This is a genomic window from Actinomadura rugatobispora (assembly GCF_055379765.1).
This window is the reverse complement of sequence record NZ_AP029191.1, coordinates 30794-55565: the sequence shown is the minus strand read 5'-3', so window position 1 is coordinate 55565 and position 24772 is coordinate 30794. Positions and strand designations below refer to the sequence as shown.

At 73.6% G+C, this 24772-nt stretch carries 23 protein-coding genes; 20 read left to right on the top strand and 3 right to left on the bottom strand.

Annotated features, from left to right (window positions below; translation table 11 throughout):
- The first annotated feature begins 89 nt into the window (after positions 1-89).
- The 7 genes from ACZ466_RS00255 (at position 90) to ACZ466_RS00225 (ending at position 7546) form a co-directional block, all read left to right on the top strand.
- On the top strand, positions 90-1457 hold the full coding sequence (locus ACZ466_RS00255; protein WP_378286816.1) for a tetratricopeptide repeat protein: 1368 nt from the start codon (positions 90-92) through the stop codon (positions 1455-1457).
- Positions 1458-1553: 96 nt separating this feature from the next.
- The gene (locus ACZ466_RS00250) at positions 1554-1841 is read left to right on the top strand and encodes a hypothetical protein (protein ID WP_378286817.1); all 288 of its coding nucleotides are present in this window, start codon (positions 1554-1556) and stop codon (positions 1839-1841) included.
- Between the two features lie 125 nt (positions 1842-1966).
- Positions 1967-3499, top strand: coding sequence for an ABC transporter substrate-binding protein (locus tag ACZ466_RS00245; protein ID WP_378286818.1), 1533 nt, complete (start codon positions 1967-1969; stop codon positions 3497-3499).
- A gap of 3 nt (positions 3500-3502) precedes the next feature.
- Positions 3503-4450 (top strand): ABC transporter permease, encoded by a 948-nt coding sequence (locus tag ACZ466_RS00240; protein WP_378286819.1) that lies wholly within the window; start codon positions 3503-3505, stop codon positions 4448-4450.
- Positions 4447-5277: an ABC transporter permease gene (locus ACZ466_RS00235; RefSeq protein ID WP_378286821.1), complete on the top strand. Its 831-nt coding sequence runs from the start codon at positions 4447-4449 to the stop codon at positions 5275-5277. Before ACZ466_RS00240 ends, ACZ466_RS00235 begins: the two co-directional genes overlap by 4 nt.
- The gene (locus ACZ466_RS00230; RefSeq protein ID WP_378286822.1) at positions 5274-6779 is read left to right on the top strand and encodes an ABC transporter ATP-binding protein; all 1506 of its coding nucleotides are present in this window, start codon (positions 5274-5276) and stop codon (positions 6777-6779) included. Before ACZ466_RS00235 ends, ACZ466_RS00230 begins: the two co-directional genes overlap by 4 nt.
- On the top strand, positions 6776-7546 hold the full coding sequence (locus tag ACZ466_RS00225) for a class I SAM-dependent methyltransferase (protein WP_378286823.1): 771 nt from the start codon (positions 6776-6778) through the stop codon (positions 7544-7546). Before ACZ466_RS00230 ends, ACZ466_RS00225 begins: the two co-directional genes overlap by 4 nt.
- A gap of 46 nt (positions 7547-7592) precedes the next feature.
- Here ACZ466_RS00225 and ACZ466_RS00220 read toward each other — a convergent pair whose 3' ends face one another.
- From ACZ466_RS00220 to ACZ466_RS00210, 3 genes are read right to left on the bottom strand one after another with little or no spacing between them, the layout of a single operon-like run.
- Positions 7593-8063, bottom strand: a complete 471-nt coding sequence (locus tag ACZ466_RS00220) for a nuclear transport factor 2 family protein (RefSeq protein WP_378286824.1) — start codon at positions 8061-8063, stop codon at positions 7593-7595.
- Positions 8064-8086: 23 nt separating this feature from the next.
- Entirely contained in the window at positions 8087-9130 is a 1044-nt protein-coding gene (locus ACZ466_RS00215) for a TIGR03617 family F420-dependent LLM class oxidoreductase (protein ID WP_378286825.1), read from the bottom strand.
- Positions 9127-10323 carry an acyl-CoA dehydrogenase family protein gene (locus ACZ466_RS00210; protein ID WP_378286826.1) on the bottom strand — a complete coding sequence of 399 codons (1197 nt, stop codon included), beginning with the start codon at positions 10321-10323 and terminating at the stop codon, positions 9127-9129. Before ACZ466_RS00210 ends, ACZ466_RS00215 begins: the two co-directional genes overlap by 4 nt.
- Positions 10324-10469: 146 nt before the next feature.
- Between ACZ466_RS00210 and ACZ466_RS00205 the strand changes: the two genes are divergently transcribed.
- From ACZ466_RS00205 to ACZ466_RS00145, 13 genes are all read left to right on the top strand, one after another.
- Positions 10470-11852: a hydroxymethylglutaryl-CoA synthase gene (locus ACZ466_RS00205; RefSeq protein WP_378286827.1), complete on the top strand. Its 1383-nt coding sequence runs from the start codon at positions 10470-10472 to the stop codon at positions 11850-11852.
- Entirely contained in the window at positions 11852-13045 is a 1194-nt protein-coding gene (locus tag ACZ466_RS00200; protein ID WP_378286828.1) for an acetyl-CoA acetyltransferase, read from the top strand. Before ACZ466_RS00205 ends, ACZ466_RS00200 begins: the two co-directional genes overlap by 1 nt.
- 187 nt (positions 13046-13232) lie before the next feature.
- Entirely contained in the window at positions 13233-13781 is a 549-nt protein-coding gene (locus ACZ466_RS00195) for a TetR/AcrR family transcriptional regulator (RefSeq protein ID WP_378286830.1), read from the top strand.
- A gap of 52 nt (positions 13782-13833) precedes the next feature.
- A complete protein-coding gene (locus tag ACZ466_RS00190; protein WP_378286831.1) occupies positions 13834-14931 on the top strand; it encodes an acyl-CoA dehydrogenase family protein in 1098 nt (365 codons plus the stop codon).
- A 132-nt stretch (positions 14932-15063) separates the two neighbouring features.
- Positions 15064-16257, top strand: coding sequence for a flavin reductase (locus ACZ466_RS00185; RefSeq protein WP_378286832.1), 1194 nt, complete (start codon positions 15064-15066; stop codon positions 16255-16257).
- A gap of 32 nt (positions 16258-16289) precedes the next feature.
- Positions 16290-17099 carry an LLM class flavin-dependent oxidoreductase gene (locus ACZ466_RS00180; protein ID WP_378286833.1) on the top strand — a complete coding sequence of 270 codons (810 nt, stop codon included), beginning with the start codon at positions 16290-16292 and terminating at the stop codon, positions 17097-17099.
- Between the two features lie 121 nt (positions 17100-17220).
- Entirely contained in the window at positions 17221-18021 is an 801-nt protein-coding gene (locus ACZ466_RS00175) for an LLM class flavin-dependent oxidoreductase (RefSeq protein ID WP_464042587.1), read from the top strand.
- Between the two features lie 209 nt (positions 18022-18230).
- On the top strand, positions 18231-19391 hold the full coding sequence (locus ACZ466_RS00170) for an ABC transporter substrate-binding protein (protein WP_378286835.1): 1161 nt from the start codon (positions 18231-18233) through the stop codon (positions 19389-19391).
- Positions 19388-20590, top strand: coding sequence for an acyl-CoA dehydrogenase family protein (locus ACZ466_RS00165; RefSeq protein ID WP_378286836.1), 1203 nt, complete (start codon positions 19388-19390; stop codon positions 20588-20590). Before ACZ466_RS00170 ends, ACZ466_RS00165 begins: the two co-directional genes overlap by 4 nt.
- Positions 20587-21639, top strand: a complete 1053-nt coding sequence (locus ACZ466_RS00160) for an acyl-CoA dehydrogenase family protein (protein WP_378286837.1) — start codon at positions 20587-20589, stop codon at positions 21637-21639. The genes ACZ466_RS00165 and ACZ466_RS00160 overlap by 4 nt, the downstream gene beginning before the upstream one ends.
- Complete coding sequence (locus ACZ466_RS00155; RefSeq protein ID WP_378286838.1) at positions 21636-23201, top strand: AMP-binding protein; 1566 nt, start codon at positions 21636-21638, stop codon at positions 23199-23201. Before ACZ466_RS00160 ends, ACZ466_RS00155 begins: the two co-directional genes overlap by 4 nt.
- Complete coding sequence (locus ACZ466_RS00150) at positions 23198-23602, top strand: Zn-ribbon domain-containing OB-fold protein (RefSeq protein WP_378286839.1); 405 nt, start codon at positions 23198-23200, stop codon at positions 23600-23602. Before ACZ466_RS00155 ends, ACZ466_RS00150 begins: the two co-directional genes overlap by 4 nt.
- Positions 23599-24747 carry a thiolase C-terminal domain-containing protein gene (locus ACZ466_RS00145; protein ID WP_378286840.1) on the top strand — a complete coding sequence of 383 codons (1149 nt, stop codon included), beginning with the start codon at positions 23599-23601 and terminating at the stop codon, positions 24745-24747. Before ACZ466_RS00150 ends, ACZ466_RS00145 begins: the two co-directional genes overlap by 4 nt.
- Positions 24748-24772 lie beyond the last annotated feature (25 nt).

Here is a 24772-nt window from a genome sequence, read left to right as displayed (position 1 = left end):
CAGGTACAACGTTAGGCAAGGTCCTTCCCGCGCCGGGGGACGGCTTCGTGATTGGCAGCTAACGGCCATAAAAATCTTGGAGGCGGGCCATGGCGGCATCGGACGAGCCCGGCGAGCCGCCCGAGCCGCCCGAGGAGGCCGAGGAGGCCGGGTCGTCCGCGCAACCGGGCCGCGGCCGCCGTTTTCTCACCGGACGATTCGTCACCGTGTTGATCGCGGTATTCGGACTGCTCGCCGGGATGCTCGGGGTGACCGTCGACTGGCCCGAATTCCTGGAGCGCTATCACCTGGTCGACCCTCCGCCGCTGGCCGGGTCGGTGAACATCGTGGTCCCCCAGGTGGCGCTGGACGCCCCGGCGAAGACCGGGCGGGACGAGCGGGCCGCCCGCAGGTTCGGCGACGCGCTCTTCACGGCCGTCCAGGCCGAGATCGCCAAGGCGGGGCGCGTCGAGGTCGGGCGGGCCGCCCGTGACGACGTCGGCGTGTACCGCACCGAGGCCGGTCGCGCCGAGCGGCTGCGCAAGGACCTGGAGTCCCGGGACGGGCACATCGCGATCTCGGGCACGCTCATCCCCGGCACCGTCGACCGGCTGCGCGTCGAGATCTACCTTGACCGCGGAAAGCTGGACGAGGCCTACCAGCTCGGAGGGCTCCAGCGGTTGTCGGCGGGGGAATTCGGTGACATCTCCGCCAATCCCGCCGCGCACGCGCAGGCGCAGGATTTCCTGCTGCGCAAGGCCCGCCTCTACACGGCGCTCATCGTCGCGGTGGGGGAGTACGGAATGGGCGGAGCGAAGGGATTGGACCGGAGCCTGCGCAGCATGCGGACGCTGCTGCCGAAACTCACCGAGCCCGCCGAACGCTCTTTCGGGTGGCTGCTGACCGGAAACGCCGAGGCGCGCGCCGGACGGCAGGACAGTGCTGTACGCGCCTACCGCAAGGCCCTGGCCGCCGATCCGGAGTCCGTCCGCGCCAGACTCGGGCTGGCAGAGATCGACTACCTCCGTGCGGGCGGTTCGTTCACCGAGGGCATGTGCACCCGTGAGAACTCCCGGTTGCGCGCCCTCGAGCGGCTGGAGCGCGACTACCAGGCGCTGGCGGCCCGTCTGGCGGACGACCCGCACGATCTGCGCCCCCGGGTGGAGTTCGCGCTCGCGCGGACGCGCCTGTGCGTTCTGCTGATCCGGGGCCGGGGCTCGATCGACCGGATCGAGACCGGATTCCGCGACGCGGCGGCCGTCTGGGAGAGGGACACCCGCAAGACCTGGCTGCGCCTGATCACCGCTGATTGCTACGCGATGCTCGGCGCCACCAGGATGCTTCGACTCCGCGACCGCGCCCCGGACCCGGCGGTCGCCGGCCGCTACTATCAGGCCGCGGTCGACACCACGCCCGATGCCGGACGCCGCGCCATGTACGAGCGACGGCGCGACCAGGTGACCTCCCGGCGGGGATGAGCGCGATCCCGTTCAGCCGCGGATCACTGCCCCGCATCTAATGGACAGCTGTGTCTGTTAGATTCCCTCGATTCGCCGTGAACGAGGGGGTCCGCCGTGCGACTGAACCGTCCGACCCAGGAGGAGCTGCGCGAGAACTTCGCCACGCTGCTCGAATCGGTCATCACCGGAGGCGGCATCAGGAGCGAGAGCGGCCTCGACATGGAGGTCGAGGAAGCCCTCTGGAGCATCGCGCGGGCCTACCCGGAGGTGCCCGCCGAACTGGTCGCCGCCGCGTATCGCGCGTTCGCCGGCCAGCTCGACGGCAGCAACGCCGGAGCCCGCCGCGCCGCCCTGGAGCGCGAGTTCGAAGCTCTCAAGGACGCCCGCCGGAACCGGCCCTGACCGCGCCGGCCTGGCGTCCGCGTCCGCGTCCGTGTCCAGGGGCACACCTCCCGCTTCTTGCGAAGATGTCGCATTTGCGGTTTAGATGCATCTTGGCGATCTTCTGCTGAGGGGTGATGGGCGGCGTGCCGAGCGGTACCACGCGTCGTGGGTTTCTGGGGCTGGCGGGCGGGGCCGGGGCGGTCCTGCTGGGCTCGTGCTCCTCGGGCGGGACGGACTCCGGTACGCCGCGCAGGGGCGGGACGGTGCGGGCGGTGTTCCCCGGCGCCGGCGCGAAGGAGACGATGGATCCGCACGCCCAGCGGCAGTTCGTGGACATCGCGCGCCACAAGGCGGTCTTCGACAAGCTCGTGGACCTGGGGGAGACCCTGCGGCCCGTGCCCCGGCTCGCGGAGCGCTGGGAGACGCGCGACGACGCGACCGTGTGGCGCTTCCATCTGCGCGCCGCGACCTTCCATGACGGGCACGTGCTGGACGCCGAGGACGTGCTCTACACCCTGGCCCGCATCCTGGACCCCAAGGGCGTCGACCGCAGGGCGCGGACGTCGCTGTCGGGCATCGACCTGAACCGTTCGAGGGCCGTCGGCGCGCGGGTCGTGGAGATCGTGCTCAGGCGGCCGAACGCGGAACTGCCCTCGCTGCTGGCCATGACCGGGACCGCGATCGTGCGGCGCGGCTACGCCGATCCGTCCAGGCCGGTCGGCACTGGACCGTTCCGATTCCAGTCGTTCACGGCAGGACGCTCGTTCGCCGGCCGCCGCTTCGACGACCACTGGGACGGCGCCCCGCACCTGGACGAGATCCGCGTCCTGTCCGCCGAGACCGAGGCCCGCGCCAACGCCGTGCAGGCGGGGGAGGTGGAGTACGCGCACGAGATGACGCCCACCTTCGCCCGGGTGGTGAAGTCGAACGGGAACGTGCGGATCGTCGCCGCGCCCCGCAGCGGCGCCGAGGGCATCGTGATGAAGACCGACCGGCCGCCGTTCGACGACCCGGACGCGGCGATGGCGGTCAAGCTCCTGGCCGACCGCCGGAGGCTCGTGGAGGTGATCCTCGGCGGCCGGGGCGCCGTCGGCAACGACATGTACGGCAAGGGCTTCGCCTACTACCCAGAGCACGTGCCGCAGCGCGAGCGGGACGTCGCCGAGGCGCGCGCGCTGCTCCGCAAGGCCGGCGCGCTCAACAAGGAGGTGACCTTCTACACCTCCACGGCCGCCAACGGCTTCGTGGACGCGGCGCACCTGTTCGCCCGGCAGGCGGGCGAGGCGGGGCTGCGGGTGAAGGTCGTCACCGGCCCGCCCGAGAGCTACTACACCGACCAGCTGACCACGGGCCTGATCGGCAGCCACCGCTGCGGGGCCATGCCGATCCCGACCTACATCAGCGACCGGCTGCTCACCGGTTCCCCGCAGAACGCCACCGCCTGGGAACGCGGGGACTTCGACAGGGAGTTCTCGCAGGCCCAGTCCATCGTGGACGAGAAGCGGCGCACGGACCGCTACGGCGCCCTCCAGCAGCGGATCCGCGACCGGGGCGGCCTGCTGCTGTGGGGCCACCCCGACTGGCTGAACGCGGTGTCGGCCCGCCTGCACGGGGTGAAGGGCGCTCCGCCCAACACGGTGGACTGGGCCCGGTTCGACACCGTGTGGCTGGCCTGAACGGTGCTGCGTCACGCCGTGCGGCGGGTGCTGCTGGCCGTCGTCCAGCTGGCGCTCCTGGCCGTCCTGGTCTTCCTGCTGACCTCGCTGCTGCCCGGGGACGCCGCCGAGGTCCAGTTCAACGAGCAGGCGGGCCTGGAGGAGGTCGCCCGCCTGCGCGAGCAGCTCGGCCTCGACCGCCCCCTGGGCGAGCGCTTCGCCGACTGGGCCGGCGCCCTGCTGTCGGGCGACCTGGGCACGTCGCTGGTGGGCGGGCGGCCGGTGAGCGAGATCATCGCGGGCTCGCTGGCCGCGACCGCGGTCCTGGCCGCCGTGACCGCCGCGCTGCTGGTGCCGCTGGCGATGCTGCTCGGCCTGGTGGCGGGGCTGCGCGCGGGCGGGCGCCTGGACCAGGCGATCAGCGCCGTCACGCTGGCGCTCAACTCCATCCCCGACTTCGTGCTCGCGCTCGCCCTGGTCGCGGTGTTCTCCCTGCAGCTGGGCTGGCTGCCGTCCACCTGGCTGGGCGCCGGCGGGGACGACCTGCTGGCGCGGCCGGTGCTGCTCGTGCTGCCGGTCGCGGTGCTGCTCGCCCGCACGGTCTGCGCGCTGTCCCGGCAGATCCGGGCGGGCACGATCGCGGCCCTGGAGGCGGGGTACACCGTCCAGGCGCGGCGGCTGGGCGTCCCGCGCACCCGGCTCGTGCTGCGGCACGTGCTGCCGAACGCCGCCGTGCCGGGCGTGCAGGAACTCGCGCGGACCGGCGACCAGCTCCTGGGCGGGGTGCTGATCGTGGAGGCGGTCTTCGCGATCCCCGGCACCGCGACCGCCCTGGTCGAGGCGGTGCAGAACCGGGACGTGCCGGCCGTCCAGGCGCTGACCCTGCTGCTGGCGGCGGTCGCGCTGGCGTTCAACGTCACCGCCGACCTGGTCTGCCGGCGCCTCGCCCCGCGCGCGGAGGTGCTGCGGTGATCGGCCGCGCCTCCCCGGCGACGCTGGCGGCCGCGCTCCTGCTGGCCGTGCCCGTGCTGGTCGCGGTGGCCGGGCCCCTGGCGGCCCCGTTGATCACTCCGCCCGACGGCGCGCCGTACACGCTCGGGAGCGGGCACCTGCTCGGGACCGACGGGACGGGACGCGACGTGCTCGGCCTGCTGCTGCGCGGCGGGCCCAGCGCCCTGGGCGTCGCCTGCGCCGCGGTGGCGCTCGCCTACCTCGCGGGCGGGACGCTGGGACTGGCCGCCGCCACGACCCGGCACCGCTGGATCGACGAGCTGGCGATGCGGCCGGTGGAGCTCATCCTCCCGATCCCGTCGCTGCTCATCATCAGCGTCGTCGGCGTGGGCTGGCGCGGCAGCCCGCTGGCCGTCGCGCTCGCGGTCGCGGCGATCAACGCGCCCGCGGTGGCGCGGCTGGTGCGCGCGGCGGCGCTGGACGCGGCCAGCGGACCGGTGGCCGAGGCGATGCGGCTGCAGGGCGAGTCCCGGGCGCGCGTCCTGTTCGGGTACGTCGGGCGGTCGGTGCTGCCCGTCGCCGCCGCCGACGCCGGCACCCGCGTCCCGCTCGCCGTCTTCACCGTCGCCGCCGCCAACTTCCTCGGGCTCGGCCTGGACCCTGCCTCGCCCGACTGGGGCGTCACCATCGCCGCCGGCCGCGAGGCCCTGCTCATCCAGCCGTGGGCGGTGTGCGCGCCCGCCGCGATGCTCGTCATGTTCACCGTCGGCCTCAACCTCCTGGCCGACCGGCTCCTGGCGGGCGGCGCCCGCGAGCGGCCGCGCGAGGCGAAGGCGGCACGGCGATGATCGAGGCGCGCGGGCTGACGGCGCGCGCCGGCGCGTCCGAGCTGCTGCGCGGCGTGGACCTCGACGTCCCGGCGGGCGGCGTGACCGCGCTGGTCGGGCCGTCCGGCAGCGGCAAGACCACCACCGCCCTCGCCCTCCTCGGCGAGTCGGCGCCGGGCGTGGACCTGGGCGGCACGGTACGGGTCGCCGGCGTCCCCGTCGTGGACGGGCGCGGCGTCACGCCGGAGGCGGCCCGCCTGCACGGCGGGACGATCGCCTACCTGCCCCAGCATCCCGGCGGCGCCCTCAACCCGGCCCGGCGCACCGGCGCGGTCATCAAGGAGCTGGCACGGCTGCACGGGGCCTCGACGGTCACCGACGCCGTCCGCAGGGCCCAGCTGCCCGCGGACAGGTCGGTGCTGCGCCGCTTCCCGCACCAGTTCTCTGGTGGGCAACGGCAGCGTGTCGCCCTCGCGCAGGTGCTGGCGTGTGGCCCCAAGGCACTGATCCTGGACGAACCCAGCACGGGCCTGGACACCGTCACCCGCATGCGGCTCATCCAGGAACTCGCCGCCCTCGCCCACGACGGGATGGCGCTCCTCCTACTGAGCCATGACCACGACCTCGTGCGCGCCCTGGCAGACCACGTCGTCCTGCTCGACAACGGCCGCGTCACAGGACAAGGCAGTCCGCAGGACGTGCTCCCCATCCCCGCCGCCCCACCGCAGCGCCCTTCTCCACGTCCACCCGGCGAACCGGCATGCCTGGACGTGCATGACCTCACCGCCTGGCTGCGCCCTGGCGGACGCGGCACGGTCCTGGACGGCGTCTCACTGACGCTGCGCCCGGGAGAATGCCTGGCCGTGGCCGGACCCTCCGGCAGCGGCAAGACCACCCTGGCCCGATGCATCGCCGGACTCCACGAACGCCACCGGGGCAAGGTCCTGCTGGACGGCGCGGAGCTGCCGCCGCTGCGCCGCCGCGACCGTGCGCGGAAGCGCCGCGTCCAGTACGTGTGGCAGGAGGTCCGCGGCTCCTTCGACGAGCGCCGCCCCGTGCTCGACCAGGTCGCCCGCACCGCCGTCCGGCTCCGCGGAACGTCCCCGGCCGACGCCGCCGCGGAGGCGGCCGGCCTCCTCGCCCGGCTCGGCGTCTCCGAGGGCACCGCGCGCCGCCCACCGGCCCACCTGTCCGGCGGGGAACTCCAGCGCGCCGCGTTCGCCCGAGCGGTCCTGGCGCGTCCCGACGTGCTGGTCTGCGACGAGATCACCACCGCCCTGGACGACACCGCCGCCGGCCTCGTGCTGGCCCATCTCGCCCGGCTGCGCGCGGAGGGCACCGCCGTCCTGTGGATCGGCCACGACCTGGCCCTCGCCCGCGCCGTGGCCGACCGGCTCGCCGTCCTGGACGGCGGCCGCGTGGTCGAGCAGGGCGATCTCGCCCGCGTGCTCGACGCCCCCGAGTCCGAGACCACCCGCCTGCTGATCAGGGCGGCGCGACCGCAGAGGAGAAGAGCACCATGACGCAGACGGCCACCTGGCAGGCCTGGCAGGACAGCTGGGACCGCCAGCAGGAGTGGTACATGCCCGACCGCGAGGAGCGCTTCCGCGTGATGCTCGACATGGTCGAGGCGCTCGCCGGCCCCGAGCCGAAGGTCCTCGACCTCGCCTGCGGGACGGGCAGCATCACCGACCGGCTGCTGAAGCGCCTCCCCGCGGCCCGCTCCACCGGCCTCGACATCGACCCGGCCCTGCTCACGATCGCGCGCGGCCATTTCGCCGGGGACGGCCGCGTGGAACTGGTGACCGCCGACCTGACCGATCCGGGCTGGACCACCGCCCTGCCGCACCGCTCCTACGACGCCGTCGTGACGGCCACCGCGCTGCACTGGCTGGACGCCGGACCGCTGCGCGAACTGTACGGGCGCGTCCGGGAGGTGCTGCGGGACGGCGGCGTCTTCCTCAACGCCGACCACATGACCGACGAGTCCACCCCGCGCATCAACGCGGCGGCCGAGGCGTTCCACGCCGCCCGCCAGGAGCGCGAGCAGGCCGCCGGGGCGCTCGACTGGCGGGACTGGTGGACGACGGTCGCCGGAGATCCGGTGCTCGCCGAACCCGCCCAGCGCCGTTTCGAGATCCTCGGCGAGCCCCGTGGCCCGGCCAAGCCCAAGCCCGACCGCCCCACCACCACCCAGTGGCACCTGGACGCGCTCCGCGACCAAGGCTTCAGCGAGGCCCGCCAGATCTGGTGCTCGCACTGCGACGCGCTCATCGCGGCGCTCAGATAAAAAGGCGGCCCGGGCGAGCCGAGACTCGGCTCGCCCGGGGGCGGGATCAGCCGACGGGGGTGCGGGCGTACCGTTCGAAGCGTTCCGGCAGCTCGTCGGCCGGGGTGGTCTTGCACCCGGCGACGCGCACGCGCCGTTCCGCGATGCGCCAGCCCCGCTCGGTGCGCTTCAGGACGTCCTCGTAGCAGCCCCACAGGTGCATGTGCTCACCCGCCGGGGTCTCGTGGAAGGCGTAGACGTAGGTGAGGGTCTCGGCCTCGTCCCCGTCGAGCCGCTCGAAGATGGTCGTGGAGCAGTGGTGGTTGGTGGCGACGTACCGGCCGGTGGCCGCGTCGACGAGGGCGCGGAGCGCGTCCCGGCCGCTGTGGCGGGCCCCGTTGCCGTAGTCGAAGACGGCGTCGTCGGTGAAGACCTCGTCCAGGAGGTCCAGGTCGCGGCGGTCGATCGCCTTGCTGTAGGTGTGGATCGTGTCCTGGATCCGGGCGCGGTGGAGCAGTTCGGTGAGCTCGTCGGTCACGGTGGTCGTCCTTTCGGCCCGGGTCAGCCCGCCGGCGCGGCGGCCGGGGCGTCGGCGCCGCTGCCGAACGCGGCGAGGATCTCCTTGAGCCGGTCCTCGTCGGTGACCGGCCAGTCGAAGTAGGGCGAGACGCGGTCGAGCCGGCCGGTGAAGCGCTCCCGGCACAGCCGGGGCATGTTCTCCGGCGTCCCGACCAGGGCGATCTCGTTCAGGAGGGTGTCGTCGATCAGCGTGCCCATCTCGGCCCAGCGGCCCTCCCGCGACAGCCGCCGGAGCTCGGGCTGGAGCTCCCCGTAGCCGACGGTCTCCAGGACGCGGCGGTAGGCGGGGGTCGAGGCGTAGAAGGCGATCTGCTCGCGGGTCCGGCGGGTCTGCTCGTCGATCTCCTCCTGCGTGTCGCCCATCACCATGAAGATCGCGGAGTAGAGCTCGAGCCGCGAGCGGTCCCGTCCGGAACGTTCCAGGCCGCGGTCCACGGCGGGCCGCGTGACCTCGTCGAGGTAGGCGCGGGTGGTCATGCCGTGCAGCAGCAGGCCGTCGCAGAGCTCGGCGCCCAGCTCGGTCATCCGCTCCCCGACGGCGGAGATCATCGTCGGGATGCGCTCCCGGTGGTGGTGCGGGGTGAACACCGGGGTCATCAGCGTGTGCGAGTAGTACTCGCCCTGGTAGTCGAGCCGGGTGCCGTCGCGCCAGGCCGTGAAGATCGCGTCGAGGGCGAGCAGGAAGTCGCGCATCCGCCCCGGCCCCGACCCCCAGGGCATCGAGAAGCGCCGCTCGACGTGGGCCTGCACCTGACTGCCCAGCCCGAGCGTGAAGCGGCCGCCCGACATCGCGGCCAGGTCCCAGGCGGTGTAGGCGACCGACATGGGGTTCCGGGCGAAGGCCACGGCGATCGCGGTGCCCACGCTCAGCGTCTGGGTGGACATCAGCGCGGCCTGGCTCTGCAGGAAGGCGTCGGTGACGCTCTCGCTGGCCCAGACCCCGTCGTACCCGAGCCGCTCGGCACGCTCGGCGGCCGGTCCGCAGGCGGCCGCGGACGCGCCGATCAGGCCCATGTCGATCTTCATCGCGTGTCCTTCGGTAGGTGCAGAACCCGTTCGCCGACGGTGTTCTTCAGGATCTCGTCGGTGCCGCCGCCGACCCGCAGGCCGGGCAGCCCGAGCGTCAGCTCGGACCAGGCGTGGGTGCCCCACTCGCCGGTGTCGCAGGCGTGCGACATGGCCAGTACGTCCGCGGCGACGTCGCTGATCGAGCGCAGGATGTCGGTCGTCAGCAGCTTGGCGAGGGCGAGCTCGGGGCCGGGCGGCCCGCCGCCGTCCAGGAAGCCCGCCGTCGTCTCGCGGGCGGCCCAGGACCGCACGACGACGTCGGCCAGCCGGTCGCGGGTCCGCGCGTCCACGGGATCCTGGACGTGCCGCGCCAGGTCGACCAGGCGGTCGACGAGCGCCTCGTCCACCCCGACCTCGCGGCCGATCGCGGAGCGCTCGTTGAGCAGGGAGGTGATGACGACCGGCCAGCCGCCGTTCACCTCGCCCACGCGGTTCTCGTCGGGGACCCGGACCCCGGTGAGGAACACCTCGTCGAACGAGGCGCCGCCGGTGAGCTGGCGGATGGGGCGCACCTCGACGCCGGGGGCCGACATGTCCACCAGGAACGTGGTCAGCCCGCGGTGCTTGGGCGCGGACGGGTCGGTGCGGGCGATGCACAGGCCGATGTCGCTGAGGTGGGCGCCCGAGCTCCACACCTTCTGGCCGTCCAGCACCCAGTCGGCGCCGTCGCGGACGGCGCGGGTGCTCAGCCCGGCGAGGTCGGAGCCCGCGTCCGGCTCGGAGTAGAGCTGGCAGGCGATGATCTCCGCCGAGCGCAGCCCGCGCAGGTACGCCGCCCGCTGGGCGCCGGTGCCGTGCTCCAGCAGCGTCGGGCAGAGCGTCGCCATGCTGAACCGCAGGTAGCCGTCGTCGGGGAGGTCGTACCGGGCCTCCACGTTTCGCATCAGGTCGGCGTACCTTGGGGGCAGCCCGCGGCCTCCGAACTCGGCGGGGCCCTCGATCCACGCCAGGCCGTGCTCGGCCAGCAGCGCGCGGTACCGCCTCAGTGCGGCGATCTCCTCCGCCTCGCCCTCGGAGCGTTCGGCGACGACGGAGACGCGGTCGTCGCCCTCGCCCCAGACGGCCGGCCCGCCGGCCGTCCGGCGCGGGGCGAAGGCGGCGACGACGGTCTCGGCCTCGGCCAGGAAATCCTCGTCGGTGGGGTTGGTCATGGTCCTCCTGCGGCCGGGGCGCACGACGCCCGGGTTGCCAGGGCCTGCTGGTGCGATCTACGCTATCAAAGCAATTGCTTGATTTAATAGTAGCGGTTGACCAGGAACTATGGTCGTACAAGGCCGCGGGTGTAGGAGGAGACCAGGTGGTCGGCATCGCGAGTTACGGCGTGTACGTGCCCTTCCACCGCCTCGATCGCGCCGAGATCGGGCGGTCTCTGGGGGCGCGCGGCGGACGCGGGTCGCGTTCGGTGGCCTCCTACGACGAGGACACCACGACCATGGCGGTCGCCGCCGCCCGCGCCGCCCTCCGGGACGCCGGGCCCTGCGGCTCGCTCTGGTTCGCCACGACCAGGCCCGCGTACCTGGAGAAGTCCAACGCCACCACCGTCGCGGCGGCCGGCGGCCTGCCGGAGGCGGTGGCGGCGTTCGACGTCGCCGGCGCGCTGCGGGGCTCGGCCGGAGCCCTGCGCGCCGCGCTCGCGCAGGGAGACGGGGTCGCGGTCATGTCCGACCTCCGCTTCGGGCTGCCGGGCTCGGCCGACGAGAGCGGCGGCGCCGACGGCGCGGCCGCCTTCGTCATCGGCGCCGACCCCGTCGCCGAGCTGCTCGGCACCGCCTCGGTGAGCTCGGAGTTCACCGACCGGTGGCGCGAGCCGGGCGAGGCCCGCACCCGGACGTGGGAGGAGCGCTTCGGCGTCGAGGAGTACGTGCCGCTGGCCGAGCGGGCGGTCGAGCAGGTGCTGGAGGGCGCCGGGCTGAAGCTCGGGGACGTCGACCACGTCGTGCTGAGCTGCGCCCACGAGCGCGCCCTGCGGACCGTCGGCGCGCGTCTCACCGAGGCCCAGGCGGCCGGTGCCGCCCGGTTCGACCTCGGCCACGCCGGCGCCGCCGACCTGGGGCTGCGGCTCGCGGCCGCGCTGGACGCCGCGGAGCCGGGCCACCTGGTCCTCGCGGTCGGCGTCACCGAGGGCGCGGACGCCTTCCTGTTCCGGGTCACCGAGCGCCACCGGAGCGGGCGCCGCGCGACGTCCGGAACCGCCGCGACGGGCCCGGTCTCCTACTCCGACTACCTCACCTGGCGCGGCCTGCTGCCCCGCGAGCCCGCCCGCCGTCCCGACGCCAAGCCCCCGGTCCCGCCCGCCTCCCGGCGCACGGCCGGGTGGAAGTTCGGGTTCGTCGCCGCGCAGTGCGGGACCTGCGGTTACCGCAACCTCCCGCCCCGCCGCGTCTGCCTGCGCTGCTCGGCGGTGGACGGCTTCGCACCGGTCTCCATGGTGGAGGTCCCGGCCACGATCGCCACGTTCACCGACGACTGGCTCTCGGAGTCGCCGCGGCTGCCCGCGCGGGTCGTCGCCGTCGACTTCGCCGGCGGCGGCCGGTTCGAGTTCGAGATGACCGACGCCGAGGGACGGGAGATCGCGATCGGCGACCGGGTCCAGCCCGCGTTCCGGCTCGCCGGCGTCGCGGGCAACGGGATCCGCAACTACATCTGGAAGGTCCGCCCTCACGAGAAGGAGGCCGACTGATGCCGGCCCACGCCCTGCGCACCCCCGTCGCCATCGTCGGGATGGCCTGCACCCGCTTCGGTGAGCTCTGGGACCGCTCCGTCGACGACCTGCTGGTCGAGGCGACCCACGGCGCGCTCGGCGGGACCGGGCTCGCCCTCGACGAGGTCGACGCCTTCTACCTGGGCTCGATGGTGTCCGGGGTCTCCGGGCTCACGCTCACCCGCCCGCTCAACATCGCCCACAAGCCGGTGACCCGCGTGGAGAACATGTGCGCGACGGGCTCGGAGGCGTTCCGCAACGCCTGCTTCGCCGTCGCGTCGGGCGCCTACGACGTGGCGATGGCGGTGGGCGGCGAGAAGCTCAAGGACTTCGGCTACTCGGGGCTGGAGATGCCGTCGGTGCCCAACGACGGCACGCCCCCGGTGCTCAGCGCCCCGGCGATGTACTCCATGATCGTCCCGGCCTACGCGCGCCGCTACGGCGTCCCGGAGGAGCAGATCAAGGAGGCGATGACCCACATCGCCTGGAAGAACCACGCCAACGGGGCGCTGAACCCGCGCGCGCAGTTCCGCAAGGCGGTCCCCAAGGAGACCATCGCCAAGGCGCCCGCCCTGGCGGGGCGGCTCAGCGTCTTCGACTGCTCGGGCGTGGCCGACGGGGGCGCGGCGGCCGTGGTCGTCCGGGCCGAGGACGCCCTGCGCTACACCGACCGCCCCCTGTACGTGCACGCCCTGGCCCTGGACGCCGGGTCCGGCACCGGGCGCAACGACAGCGACTACGGCTACCACGAGCTGGCCGAGGCCGCGGTGTCCGCCCGCGTCGCCTACGACCAGGCCGGCATCACCGACCCCGCCCGGGAGATCTCGATCGCGGAGGTGCACGACTGCTTCACCCCGACCGAGATGGTGCTCATGGAGGAGCTGGGCTTCTCCGAGCGGGGGAAGGCCTGGCGGGACGTGCTGGACGGACGGTACGACCGCGACGGCGAGCTCCCTGTCAACGTCGACGGCGGCCTCAAGAGCTTCGGGCACCCGATCGGGGCCAGCGGCCTGCGCATGCTGTTCGAGATGTGGTCGCAGTTCCGCGGCGAGGCCGGCGACCGGCAGGTCGGCGACCTGGTGTACGGGCTGGTGCAGAACCAGGGAGGCAGTCCCGGTGATCTGGTCAGCGCGGTGACGATCGTGTCCGACCGCCGCCCGGCGGGCGCCTGAACCCGGGCGGCGGAGAGATAATCGGTGCGGTGGAGATCCGCCTCGTGCTCCCATGTCACCGCGAGCGGATCAAGTACGCTGGCAGCTTTCCGATATCCAGAAGGAATGCATTATGGCCTCCTCGCCTTCCACATCGCGTCGCCGATCGGTGGGATCTCCGATCGGAGCCGCGCGTAAAGGGCTCATCATGAGATCCGCCGCGAAGGTGTTCGCGAGTAAGGGATTCTCCGCCGCGACCGTTCGCGATGTGGCGGACGAGGCCGACATGCTCTCCGGGAGCCTCTACTACTACTTCGACTCCAAAGAGGCGATGGTCGAGGCCGTCGTGGTGGAGTACCTGGACAGGCTCATCCGCGACAACGCGCGTGCCGTCGAGGAGTCGGAGGGGCCGGTCGAGATTCTGGAGAATCTCATCGCGGTCGGGCTGCGCGGTCTCACGACCTATCGCAGCGAACTCACGATCCTGCAGAACGACTGGCCGTACGTCCGGTCGATGCCCGGCGTCGCCGAGCGGCTGCCGAAAGTGGAGTCGGTGTGGCTGGAGTCCATTCAGCGGGGCGTCGAGGAGGGGCTGATCAGGCCCGTGCACGACGTTCGGATGATCTACCGGACGCTCATGGGCGCGGTCCAGGGCGCCGTCCGGTGGTTCGACCCGAAGGGCAAGGTCGGCATCGACGACGTCATCGCGGTGCAGACCACGATCCTGCTGTCGGGGATCAAGGTCGACCGCGACTGACGGGCTCTCCCGTGTCGTTGGTTAAGCAATTGCTTGCTTTGAAAGGGGCGCCGTGGCGGCGGACCTGAGTCCCGAGTTGTCAGAGGTCGTGGAGAGCTTCCTCGGCCAGCGCGCGTGGTCGGCGGAGGCGCCCGACCCCGGGTCGGCGCCGCCGCTGTGGGCGGCGCTCACCACCGAGCTGGGCCTGCCCGGGCTGCTCGTGGAGGAGCGGTACGGCGGGCAGGGCGGCGCGGTCACGGACCTGGCGGCGGCCCTGGTCCAGACGGGGCGCGCCGGGTGGTGCGGCCCGCTGGTCCCCGTCGCGGGCGTCGCGGTCGACCTGCTGGGCCGGCTCGATCCCGGCGACGGGTCCGGGCTGCGCGCCCGCGTCGCCGCCGGCGGGATCGTCGTGCCCGCCCTCCACGAGCGCGACTCCGGCCGGGCGCTGGAGACCGTGCGGACCCGCGCCGAGGTGTCGGGGGCGTCCGCCGTGGTCACGGGGGAGAAGGTCTTCGTCGAGGCGGGCCGGTACGCGGAGGCGTTCCTGGTGACCGCCGCCGCCGGAGACGGCGCCCCGGTCCTGTGCGCGGTGGAGCGGGAGGCCGCGGGGGTCCGGGTCGAGCCCATGGAGGCGGTCGACGACGCCCGCGGCTATGCCCGGCTGGTGCTGACGGACGCGGCGGCCGTGCCGCTGACCGGCGCCGGGGCCGAAGGCGAGGCGGAGGGCGCGGTGCGCGACGCCTGGCTTCTGGGAGCCCTCCTCGTCGCCGCCGAGAGCGTCGGCGTGGCCACCCGGGCGCTGGAGCTCTCGGTCGACTACGCCCGCACCCGGCGGCAGTTCGGCCGTCCCGTGGCCGAGTTCCAGGCGGTCAAGCACAAGCTCGTGGAGATGTACGCGGAGCTGGCGACCGCGCAGGGGGCGTTGCGCGCGGCGGTGCGCGAGCACGCGTCCGGCGGGCCGGGCTGGCGCTTCGCGGCGTCGGCGGCCAAGGCGCGCTCGTCCGACGCGGTCATGCACGTGCTGCGGGAGGCCGTCCAGGTCCACGGCGGGATCGGTTTCACCTGGGAGCACGAGCTGTCCCGGCACTTCCGGCGCGCGGTGAACAACCGGGCGGCCTACGGCACCCCCGTCCGGCACCGCGAGCTGGTGGCCGCCGAGAGCGGGTTCTGAGGCCCGGAACCCGGGCCGGCCGCCGGCCGTCCCGTGACCGTGGGTGACGTCCCGATGTTGTAAAGCAAATGCTTGATTTACAGCTCTGACCTGTACTAACCTTCCGTCGTCGGCAACAGAGAGGCGATCGACGTGACAGACACCTACGAGTCCGCGCCGCCGGTCGACCCCCAGTGGTTCCGTCAGGTGCTGGGGCAGTACCCCACCGGCGTGTGCGCGGTCACCGCGCGCGGCGCGGACGGCGGCCCGGTGGGCATGGTGGTGGGATCGTTCGCCTCGGCGTCCCTCGATCCGCCGCTGGTGGCCTTCTTCGCGGACCGGAAGTCGACCACCTGGCCCAAGATCGCGCAGGCGGGCTCGTTCTGCGTCAACGTCCTGGGGGCCGACCAGGAGTCGCTGTGCCAGCGGCTCTCCAGCAAGGACCCGCGCAAGTTCGAGGGGGTCGACCTGCGGGACGGCCCGACCGGCGCGCCCGTCCTGGAACGTTCCGTCGCCTGGCTGGACTGCGTCGTCCACGCGGTCCAGGACGCGGGGGACCACTTCCTGGTCCTCGGCCGCGTCATCGAGCTGCACATCGAGGAGCCCCGGCTCCCGCTGCTGTTCTTCCGCGGGGGGTACGGGCGCTTCGCCCCGATCTCGCTGGCGGCGCCCGACCCCACCGGCCACTTCACCCGCCAGCTGCGCTACGTCGAGCTGGTCCGCGACGAGATCGAGGACCTGAGCCGCCGGCTCCGCGCCCGCTGCGCGCTGGCCGCGCTGGTCGACGACGAGATGGTCGTCGTCGGCACGGCCGACGCCTACGAGCGGCCGGGCACCGCGGCCACCCTCGTCGGCCAGCGGCTGCCCTTCCTTGCGCCGATCGGCGCGGTCTTCGCCGCCTGGAGCCCCGAACGGACCGTGGAGGACTGGCTCGCCGGCGGCGACCCCCGGCTGCCCGCCGGCGCCTTCCGGGAGAGCCTGGAGGCGATCCGGTCCCGCGGCTACTCGGTCGGGCTGCTGAGCGACGGCCAGCGGGACCTGGCCGTCCGGCTCGACGAGGCCGCGGCCCAGCGGACGCCCGCGAGCGTCACCGACTTCTACGGCATGGCGCAGCGGCTCCGGCCCGACCCGGTCGAGCTCACGCCCGAGGACAAGCTGGCCGTCCGGCAGATCTCCGTGCCCGTGGTCGGGGCGGAGGGGCAGGTCGTCCTGGCGCTGACCGTGTACGGGTTCCCCAAGCCGCGCAACGGCATCGACGAGTACGTGGACCAGATCCTCGCGGCGGCCCGCGCCGCCTCGTCCCGGATCGGGGCCACCGAGGGCCGGCCCTCGATCCCGGCCGGATGACGGTCACCGGGCAGGACGGAGAAGGGGTGGTCATGGAGATCGGTCTCGCGTGCAGCTGGCGGGCGGAGCCGGGGCGTCCCCTGCGCGCCGCCATCGAGGAGGCCGCCGCGGCGGCGGAGCGCTCGGGCCTGGCCTCGCTGTGGGCGGTCGGCGACCGGCAGCAGATCGGCGAGGGTTCGCACGACGGCGTGCTCGGCCTGCTCGTGGCCGCGCGCGCGACGACGCGCCTGCGCCTGGGACTGTCGGGCGACGCGGTGACGGCGCGGAGCGTGCCCGTACGGGCCAAGCAGCTGGCCACGCTGGACTGGTTCTCCGGCGGGCGGCTGGCCTACGGGCTGGATCCGGCCGAGCCGGCCGCCCCGCTGCGGAGCCATCTGAGCGAGGACGACGGTTCCGGCGACGCCGTCGCCAAGGCCGTGGACCACCTGGCGGCGATGCACGCGCTGTGGACCGAGTCCCGAGCCCGCGTCGACACCGGCCACGTCACGATCCGGGGCGCGATCGCGCTCCCGAAACCGGCCGGCGGCGCGGGCCTGCCGATCCACCTGCGCGACGTTCCCGACGACCGGGCGCTCGGCGCGTACGTCGACGCGGCGCCCCGGCTGGCGGGATGGCTGGCGTGGAAGCAGGACGCCGGCGCCGTCGAGACCGCCTCGGCGCGCTTCGACCGGCTCCTTGAACAGCGGGGCCGGGACGCGGCCTCGGTGCGCCGGACCTGGTTCGTCGACGCGGCGGACTGGCCCGGCGCACGCGAGACGGCGCGGGATCTGGGGCTTGACGAGGTCGTCGCGGTCTTCCCGCGCGTCCCCCGGGCCGAGGAGGTCGAGGGACTTGGAGCGTGACATGAGGATCGGACTGGTCGACGTCTTCGACGGCGGCGCGGAGCGGAACCCCGCGTTCATGGCCGAGTTCGCCCGCACGGTCGAGGACCTCGGGTTCGACGGCGTGTGGTTGCCCGAGCACATGGTTTTTTTCGACGACCCGGAGTCGGCCTACCCCTACCGGACGGCGCCCAACGCGGACGACCCGGAGAAGACCCACCTCCACAACAAGACCGAGGACGGGAAGGCGAGGGTCGAGGCCGCGCCCGAGCAGGGCATCATCGATTCGTTCCAGGCGGCCGTGGCGATGTGCGCGGCGACCGGGAGGCTGCGGATCGGCACGTCCGTGCTGCTGCTGCCGCTGCGCTCGGTGAGCGTCCTCGCGCGCGAGATCGCGACCGTGCAGGAGCTCACCGGCGGGCGGCTGGACCTCGGCGTCGGCGTCGGCTGGCTGGCCGAGGAGTTCGAGGCGTGCGGGGTGGACTTCGCGACGCGCGGCCGCCGTGCGGAGCGGTACCTGCACGAACTGGCCGGTCTCTGGAACGGGACCGGGCCGGACGGAGCCGTTCTCCCGGACGGCGTCGTCCTGCCGGAGGGCCGCGGGCGGCTGCCCAGGCTCATGTACGGGGGCAACGGCGACGCCGCGCTGCGGCGGGCCGCGACGGCGGCGTACGGCTGGTACCCCTGGAACCTCACCCCGTCGGACTTCGCCGCCCGGCTCGAACGCTTCCACCGGCTCGCCGCCGAGGCGGGCCGGGCCCGCGCCGATCTCCATGTCGTCGCCGGGGTCCGCTTCACCGGAACTCCCGACCAGTTGCCGCAGATCGTGAACGGCTATCTGGACGCGGGCGCGGACGGTGTGAACGTCTCGCTCCGCCTGGCGCCGAGCGACTACCGCGAGGTGCTGGAGGCGGTGTCGGGAGCTCTGGGCCTGACCCGGTAGCGGCGGCGCCTCGGGCGCCGTGGGGCCGTCGTCGCCGACGGCTGTAATAAGCATGCGCTGATTCCCGCTACCCTGCCTTCGAATCGGCGGCATAACTCAGAGACAACCGACGAATTTTTGTGACAAGTGTTGCGTGACCTGCGTCACCGGGAGAAAATCAAGTGCTTGCTTCACTCGCCTGGGCGAGTGGCCCGTCAAGGAGGAATGCCGTGTTCAGGAACCAGGTCAGCCGGAGGGCGGGCAGACTGCTCGCCGCCCTCACGACGCTCGCGCTCGTCGCGGCGTGCAGCTCGGAGGGGAGCGGTGACGACTCGACCTACCTCGTCGGCTTCCCGGCTCTGGAATCGGGACCGGCGGCGTTCGCCGGCGTCCCGATCGTGAAGGGCGCCAAGCTCGCGGCCAAGGAGATCAACGACACCGGCTACCTCGGTGCCGGGAAGAAGGTCCGGCTCGACGTCAAGGACATCAAGGGCGACCCCGCCCAGGCGATCTCCCTGTACCGCCAGTACGTCGCCGACGGGGCCTCCGGGGTGCTGTGCTGCGGCCTGTCCTCCGAGGCCGGCGCGATCGCGCCGCTCATCAAGCAGAACCGCGTCCCCGCGATCGTGACGTCCGCGGTCGCGCCGGGCCTGGCCTCCCCGCCGTACCTGTACCGGCCGGTGATCCTGCCCAGCGCGAAGGGCGGGCTGTACGACCAGTTCGTCGACAAGATCGCCAAGGCCGAGAAGTACCGGACCGCGGTCCTGGTCGTGACCGGCGACAACGACGGCATGGTGGCCGACGGCCAGGTGTGGAAGGCGGCGCTGGAGCGCAACGGCGTCCGCGTCCTGAAGACGGTCCGCACCAACGCGGCCGACACCAACTTCACCAGCCCGGCCACCGAGACCGCCTCCGCCGCGCCCGACGTCGTCATCTCCAGCCAGCTCGGCACCCCGAGCGCGCTGCTGGCCAAGTCGCTCCGCGAGCGCGGCTACACCAAGCGCATCCTGAGCAGCTACGGCGTCGACAGCCAGGAGCTGTTCAAGAGCTCCGGCGGCGGCCTGGCCGGGACGACCTTCTTCGCGACGTTCCACGCCGGGTTCGGCGGCGACGCGGCCGGCAAGTTCGTCCAGGCGTACAAGGCCGAGTACGGCGCCGAGCCCGACATGTACGGCGCCCAGGGCTACACCGCGATGTACCTGCTGGCCCAGGGGCTCAAGGACGCGGGCAGCAAGGAGGCCCAGGACGTCGCCACCGCGCTGTCGAAGATCACCTCGCAGGACACGGTCTACGGGAAGCTGAGCTACCAGGGCGGGCAGGCGTCGATGACCTCGCCGCCGGTGTACCTGGAGTGGCAGAAGGACGGCACCCTCAAGGAGTGGACCGGATGACGCTGCCTGCGTCGTCGGTCGGGGAGTTCCGGGCGTCCGTCCGCGCGTGGCTGGCGGAGAACGTCCCGGGCTCCCCGCTCCCGCCCTGGACGGAGCGCGAGGGCTTCGAACTGCACCGCGCCTGGGAGCGGACCCTGTTCGAGGGCGGGTACGCCGCCGTCGACTGGCCGGCCGAGTACGGCGGGCGGGGCGCGGACCTCCACCACACGATCGCGTTCGCCGAGGAGTACTACCGCGCGGGCGCGCCCGAGCGGATCAACATGGGCGGCCTCTACCTGCTGGGCCCGGTCCTGATGCAGTACGGGACGCGGGAGCAGTGCGAGCGCTGGATCCCGGACCTGCTGTCCTGCCGCACCATCTGGTGCCAGGGGTTCTCCGAGCCGGAGTCGGGCTCGGACCTGGCGTCGCTGAAGACCTCGGCGGTGCGCGACGGCGACCACTTCGTGGTCAACGGGCAGAAGATCTGGACGTCGATGGGCGCCTTCGCCGACTGGATCTTCGCGCTGGTGCGCACCGACCCCGAGGCGGGGCGGCGCCGCAAGCACGACGGCATCAGCTTCCTGTGCGTCGACCTGCGGTCGCCGGGCGTGGAGGTGCGGCCGCTGCGCATGGTCGACGGCACCAGCGGGTTCGCCGAGGTGTTCTTCACCGACGTCCGCGTCCCGGTGGAGAACGTCGTCGGCGACGTCGACCGGGGCTGGCGGGTGGCCATGTCCACGCTGGGCTTCGAGCGGGGTGCCGTCTTCGGCGACCACGCCAAGTTCTCCCTGGACGTGCGGGCGCTGGCGTCGCTGGCGCACGCCCGCGGCCTGGACGGGGACTCGCTGGCGCTGGACGAGCTGGGCCGGCTGCTGGTGCGGACCGAGATCTACCGGTCCAACGTCTACCGCCTGGCGGACCTGGCCGCCGCCGGGGGCGAGCTCGACTCGCGGGCCAGCATCAACAAGGTGTTCTGGACCGAGACCCAGCGCGACGTCTTTGCCGCCGGGCTGCGGCTCATGGGCGAGGACGGGCAGGTCGTGGGGGACGTCGCCGCGCTGGACGGCGCCCCGGAGACGACCCGCCGCGCGTGGCGCGACTGGCACCACCGGTACTGGTACGCCCGTGCGGCGATGATCTTCGGCGGGACGAACGAGATCCAGCGCAACATCATCAGCGAGAGAGTCCTGGGACTGCCGACGGAGCCGAGACCCCGATGACCGACACCATGACCGCGGCGAGCACCACCGGATCGGAGGGCGAGGAGCTGGCCTCCGTCGTGCGCGACCTCCTGGAGGGCCACGCGGGTATCGACCATCTCAAGGAGCGCCTGGACGCGGGCTCGGCGCACGCGCCGGACCTGTGGCGGCGGCTGGCCGGCATCGGCCTGGTCTCCGCCCTGGTCGCCGAGGAGCACGGCGGCGTCGGCCTCGGACCGGCCGACCTCGCCCCGACCCTGGTGGCCCTGGGGGAGTACGCGCTCCCCGAGCCCTTCGTGGAGACCGCCGTCGTCGGCGCGACCGTGCTGGGAGAGTTCGCCGCCCGCGACGCCCGCGCCGCGGAGTGGCTCGCGCGGCTGGCCGCGGGCGACCTCCTCGTCGCCGTGGCGTTCGAGGGGCGGACCGGGTACGTCGCGTACGCGGCGGACGCCGACCTGCTCCTCGACCTGCGCCAGGACGGATCGGTGCGTGTCCACGCCGCCGGTGACCTGGTCGTCGAGGAGCAGCCGGCGGTCGATCCGCTCCGCCCGATCGCCCGGGTCCGCCCGGCCGGCGACGGCGTCCTCCTGGGGCGCTCGCCGGAGCTGACCGAGCGCGCCTGGAACCTCGCCGTCGCCTCGACGGCCTGCCTGCTGGCCGGGACGGCGCGGCGCCTGCTGACCCTGACGGTCGAGTACGTGAGCCTGCGGCACCAGTTCGGCCGCCCGGTCGGCTCGTTCCAGGCCGTCAAGCACAAGCTCGCCGACATCGCGGTGCGCGCCGACATGGCGGTGACCGGGGCGCTCGACGCGGTCGCCGCGTCCGGTGCGCCGGACGCCGCCCGGCGCGCCGCCGTCGCCAAGGCCTACGCCGGGGACGCCGCCGAGCGGGCGAACGACGAGGCTCTGCAACTGCACGGCGGCATCGGCTTCACCTGGGAGCACCACCTGCACTTCTGGCTGAAGCGCGCGCTGAGCCTCGGCGCGGCCTACGGGTCCACGACCGAGCACCGGCGCAGGCTGGCGCGGGAGCTGCTCGAGTCCGTCGCCGCGGAGGAGGCGGAGCGATGAGCGGGCTGGGATTCTGGCGGCTCGCCGAGGCCGACCCGGCCGCGCGGGCGGTGGTGGGCCCCGACGGGTCGGTGCTCACCCGGGGCGAGCTGGCGGCGCTGTCGAACCGGGTCGCGCGGCTGCTGCGCGCGGGCGGGCTCGCGCGCGGCGACCGGGTGGTGGCGGTGCCGTCCAACGAGCCCGCCGTGCTCGCGCTGGTGCTGGCGTGCCAGCAGGCCGGGGCGTACTTCGTGCCGGTCAACACCGCGCTGACCACCCCGGAGATCGCGCACATCCTGCGGGACGCCGGACCGGCCGCGGTGTTCGCCTCGGCCGAGTACACCGGCCGCGTCCGGGAGGCCGTCTCAGAGTCGGGCACGGCGTGCCCGCACCTGTTCGCCTCCGGGCCCGCGGACGGCTTCCAGGACCTGGCCGAGGCGGCGGCGCCCTTCGGCCCCAGCCCTCTGGAGGACCGCGCGGCGGGCTCCTTCATGGGGTACACGTCGGGTACGACGGGCCGCCCCAAGGGGGTGATGCGCGGGCTTCCGGAGGGCGATCCGGACGACGTCTTCGGGCGGGGCGCCGAGTGGCAGCTCGGCATGTTCGGGATCGAACCGCTGAAGGACGGCGTCCACCTGGTGACCTCGCCTCTGAGCCACACCGCGGTCAGCGGGCTGGCGCTGGCGTCGCTGCACTTCGGCCACACCGTCGTGCTGACCTCGCGCTTCGACGCGGAGGAGACGCTGCGGATCGTCCAGCGGGAGCGGGTCACGACCACGCACATGGTGCCGACCCAGCTCCACCGGCTGCTGCGCCTGCCCGAGGAGGTCCGCGGCGCGTGCGACGTGTCGAGCATGCGCACCCTCATCCACGGCGCCGGGCCGTGCCCGCCCGAGGTCAAACGGCAGATCATCGACTGGTTCGGCCCGGTCGTCGTCGAGTACTACGGCGCCACCGAGGCCGCCGGGACCGTGGCGACCTCGCGGGAGTGGCTCGACCGTCCCGGGACGGTCGGCCGCCCCCAGCCCGGCGCCGAGGTCCGGATCCTGGACGACGAGGGCCGCCTCCTCCCCGCGGGGGAGCCGGGCCGGGTGTTCCTCGGCATGGGCGCGCACGCGTTCGAGTACCGCAACGACCCGGACAAGACCCGGTCCGGGCGGTCCGGCGACTTCGTGACGGTCGGCGACCTCGGCTACCTGGACGAGGACGGCTACCTGTTCCTGCTCGGCCGGACCTCAGAGGTCGTCGTCTCCGGCGGCGTCAACGTCTACCCGGCGGAGGTCGAGGCGGCGATCCTGGAGCACCCGGACGTGGTGGACGTCGGGGTCATCGGGCTGCCCGACCCCGAGTGGGGCCACACGGTGTGCGCGGTCGTCCAGGCGGTTCCCGGCTCCGTCCTGGCCGGCGGCGCGCGGGCGGGGGAGATCCTGCCGGACTTCCTGGCCTCCCGGCTCGCCCGGTTCAAGACGCCCCGGCGCTACCTGGTCGTGGACGCGCTGCCGCGCGGCGCCAACGGAAAGCTCCGCAAGCACCTGCTGACCGAGATGGCCGGTGCCCGCACCGACGAAGGGGGTCGCCCGTGACGCCGACGAGGCCCGTGGCCCAGCCCACCCCGGACACCCGGGAGTTCTTCGCACTGATCGACGAGGGGCGTCTCGCGCTGCCCACCTGCGCGGCGTGCGACCACACCTTCCTGTACCCGCGCAGTGTGTGCCCGCGCTGCGCGGCGGGGGAGATCGTCCTGAAACCGGCCACGGGCCGGGGCACGGTCGCCTCGTTCGTGGTGAACCACCGGGCGGCGCCCGGCTTCGGCCCCGGCCCGTACGCGCTCGCGCTGGTCCGGCTGGAGGAGGGGCCGCTGATCATGGCCGGGGTCCCCGGGGACCCGGACCGGGTGGCGCTCGACGCGCCCGTGCGCGCGGTGTACGAGGAGCGCGGCGACCGCCGGGTGCTCCTGTTCGAGATCGTGGAGGAGACGGGATGACGCTGCGCGGCAGGGTGGCGATCGCCGGTGCGGCCGAGAGCACCGAGCTGGGGAGGATCCCCGGGAAGTCGGCGCTGGAACTGCACGTCGACGCCGCCCTCAACGCCCTGGCGGACGCGGGACTGACGCCCCGTGACGTGGACGGTGTGGCCTGCGCGGGCGAGTCGCCGGCGGACGTGGCCGACTACCTGGGGATCGTCCCGGAGTACCTCGACGGCACCAACGTCGGCGGGTCCTCGTACATGCTGCACGTGCGGCACGCGATGGCCGCCATCGCGGGCGGGCTGTGCACGACGGTGCTGGTCACCCACGGCGAGTCCGGCCGGTCCCGGGTGGGGATGACCCCGTGGCAGCCGGCGCCGCAGTCGTTCATGGCCCAGTTCGAGGTGCCGCACGGCCCGGTCGGGGCGCCGTCGCTGTTCCCCATCGGGGTGCGGCGGTACATGCACGAGTACGGGGTCACCCGCGAGCAGTTCGCGATGGTGCCGGTCGTCCAGCGGGAGTGGGCCGCGCGGAACCCGCGGGCCAAGCTGCGCGACCCCATCACCGTGGACGACGTCCTCGCCTCGCCCGTGATCGCCGATCCGGTCCACCTGCTGCACTGCTGCCTGGTGACCGACGGCGGCGGGGCGCTCGTGCTGACCTCCGCCGAGCGGGCGCGGGACCTGGCGGGCACGCCGGTGTACGTGCTCGGCGCGGGGGAGTCGAGCGAGTCGTCGGTGGTGTCGGGCCTGGAGAGCCTCACCTCCTCGCGCGCGATCCGCGTCGGCGGGGAGCGGGCGCTGCGGGAGGCGGGCGTGGCGCACGCCGACGTGGACCATCTGATGATCTACGACGCGTTCGCGCACGTCCCGCTGTACGGCCTGGAGGACCTGGGCTTCGTCGGGCGCGGCGAGGCCGCGGCCTTCGTTGCGGACCGGAACACCGCGCCGGGCGGGCCGCTGCCGCTGAACACCAACGGCGGCGGGCTGGCCTACACGCACACCGGCATGTACGGGATGTTCGCGATCCAGGAGTCGGTCCGGCAGGTCCGGGGCACGGCTCCCGCGCAGGTTCCCGGCGTGCACGTGAGCGTCGCGACGGGCGTCGGCGGGATGTTCATGAGCTCGGGGACGCTCGTGCTGGGCGACTCCTCCACGGTATGACCCGCCGCACGGCCGCGGGCCTCAC